This is a genomic window from Cellulomonas sp. NPDC055163 (genome assembly GCF_053607065.1).
Genome location: NZ_JBSGSU010000004.1, coordinates 123,708 through 126,143 on the forward strand (window position 1 = coordinate 123,708; position 2,436 = coordinate 126,143).

Consider the following 2,436-nt stretch of genomic DNA (forward strand, 5'->3'; position numbering starts at 1 on the left):
CTGCTCATGGACGAGACCGCCGGAGAGGACACGCTCACGTTCGAGGCCGGTGGTGTGCGCGTCGTCTGGACGCCGCACGCATGACCTCCGCGGGGCGGCCGGTCGCCCGAGAGGCCCGGCCGCTCCGCGGGACCACGGACGGGCCGGTGCGGCGTCGACGGCTCCGCAGCCGCACGGCTCGCACCCGGCCCGCACCGGGCTCCCCGAGGACCGCCGGTCCCCCGACGCGGCTGCCCGCGCTGCACCGCGGCCGTCGCCGCTCCTGAACCCCGTGCCGGCCGGGCATCCCGTCCCGCCGGCTGCCCCACCCGTCAAGGAGGACGCTGATGAGGCTCGACCCCCGACCCGACCGACCGGCCGGCACCACCCGGCCCGAGGTCTCCCCACGCACGCCGACCGCACGGCGCGCACGCTCGGCCGCCGCGGTCCTGGCCGCCGCCGCGCTCGCCGCGTCCGGTGCCGCCGCCGCCCCGACGGCCGGTGCGGCGGCACCCGCCCCCGCGGCGCTCGTCAACCCCGGCTTCGAGCAGGGCCTCGACGGCTGGACCGTCACGAGCTCGACCGGTGCGACGGCCGCAGCGAAGGTCTCCGCGCCGGGCCGCGGCGACTCGGCCGGCCGGCTCACGCACTGGGCCGACGCCGCCTACCAGGTGCGCACCGCGCAGCAGGTCAGCGGCCTGCGCACCGGCTGGTGGACCGCGTCCGCGTGGGTCAAGTCGGGCGGCGCGCTCGACGCGACGACCCTCGGCCTGCTCGACTGCGCGGCGCAGGACGTCGACGACGTCACGACCACGACCCCCCTCACGCTGCAGGACGACGCGTGGGTGCGGCTGTCCGTGTCCGCGTGGGTCGACGACGCGACGTGCACCGTCGCGATCACGACCGACGGCGCGGCGGGCGCATGGGCGGACGTCGACGACGTAGAGCTGACCCCTGGGCGCGTCACGCGCGACGTGCGCGGCGGCGACCTGTCCGGCCTCGCGAAGAACGAGGCGTTCGGTGCGACGTACGCGGACGCCGCGGGCCGCCCCGGCGACCCCGTCGAGCTGCTCGCCGACGCCGGCATGAACCTCGGCCGGCTCAAGGTCTGGGTCGACCCCGCGGACGGGTACAACGACACCGACGACGTGGTGGCGACCGCGCGCCGGATCGAGGCCGCGGGCCTGGACCTCCTCGTCGACTTCCACTACTCGGACCGCTGGACCGACCCCGGCGCGCAGGGCGTGCCCGCGGCGTGGGCGGACCTGTCCCCCGCCGCGATGGCCGACGCGGTGCACGACCACACCCGCGAGGTCCTCGACGCGCTGCAGGCCGCAGGGATCACCGCCGACTACGTCCAGGTCGGCAACGAGATCAACCCCGGGATGCTGTGGCCGTGGGGCCAGACGTGGGACGTCGACACGTCCGACGGGGTCACGGGAGCGCAGTGGGACAACCTCGCCGCGTTCCTCACCGCGGGCGCGACCGCCGTGAAGGAGGTCTCCGCGGACACGCAGGTGATCCTGCACCTGACCAACATCAACAACGGCGTCGGCGGCCTGACGTGGTGGTTCGACGAGGTCACCGCGCGGGCCGTCCCGTTCGACCTGGTCGGGCTGTCCTACTACGGCTACTGGCACGGGAGCCTCGCCGACCTCCAGGAGGCGGTCACGGTGCTCTCGGAGCGCTACGACCGTGACGTGCTCGTCGTGGAGACCGCGTACCCGTTCACGCTCGAGGACGACGCCCCGGCGTGGGAGAACGTCATCGACCAGCCCGCCGAGCTCGTCGCGGGCTACCCGGCGACGCCGCAGGGCCAGGCCGCCGCGTACCGGGCCGTCCAGGACGCCGTCGCCTCCGCCCCGGGCGGTCGCGGCATCGGCACCGTGTACTGGGAGCCGGCGTGGACGGCCGTCGAGGGCAACGGCTGGGACCCGGCGGACCCGGCCTCGGGCAACGCGTGGGAGAACCAGGCGCTCTTCGGGTTCGACGGTCGCCTGCTGCCCGCCGCCGCGGAGCTCGCCCCCGACGCCGCGCAGCCCGCGCCGCGCCGGGCCTCGACGGTGCGCCTGAGGCTGACCCCGACGACCGTGCAGGCGGGCCGTGCGGCGACCGCGTCCGTCGAGATCCGGGCGAAGGGCCACGTGCGCCCGAGCGGGACGGTCGTGGTCGCCGAGGGCGGCGTCGAGCTCGCCCGCGTCACGCTCGACGGGACGCGCGGCGGCACGGTCCGGGTCGCGCTCCCGGTGCTGGGCACGGGCACGCACCGCCTCACGGCGACGTACTCGGGCGACGCCGCGCTGCTCGGAGCGACGTCGGGCACCGAGCGCCTCACGGTCCGGGCACCCCGCTCCTGACCTCCCCGAGCTGAGCCCCGCGGGGCCCGCGACCGCGAGTCCTTCGAGGCTCTCCTCCAGCGGGCGGTGGCGTCGCTCGACCAGACCGTCGGTGTACAGC

General features: G+C 76.4%; 1 protein-coding gene. It reads left to right on the plus strand.

Going from position 1 to position 2,436, the window contains the following annotated elements:
- The first annotated feature begins 326 nt into the window (after positions 1-326).
- Positions 327-2,336 carry a glycosyl hydrolase 53 family protein gene (locus ACWFNE_RS09005; protein ID WP_452122081.1) on the plus strand — a complete coding sequence of 670 codons (2,010 nt, stop codon included), beginning with the start codon at positions 327-329 and terminating at the stop codon, positions 2,334-2,336.
- The last annotated feature ends 100 nt before the right edge of the window (positions 2,337-2,436 follow it).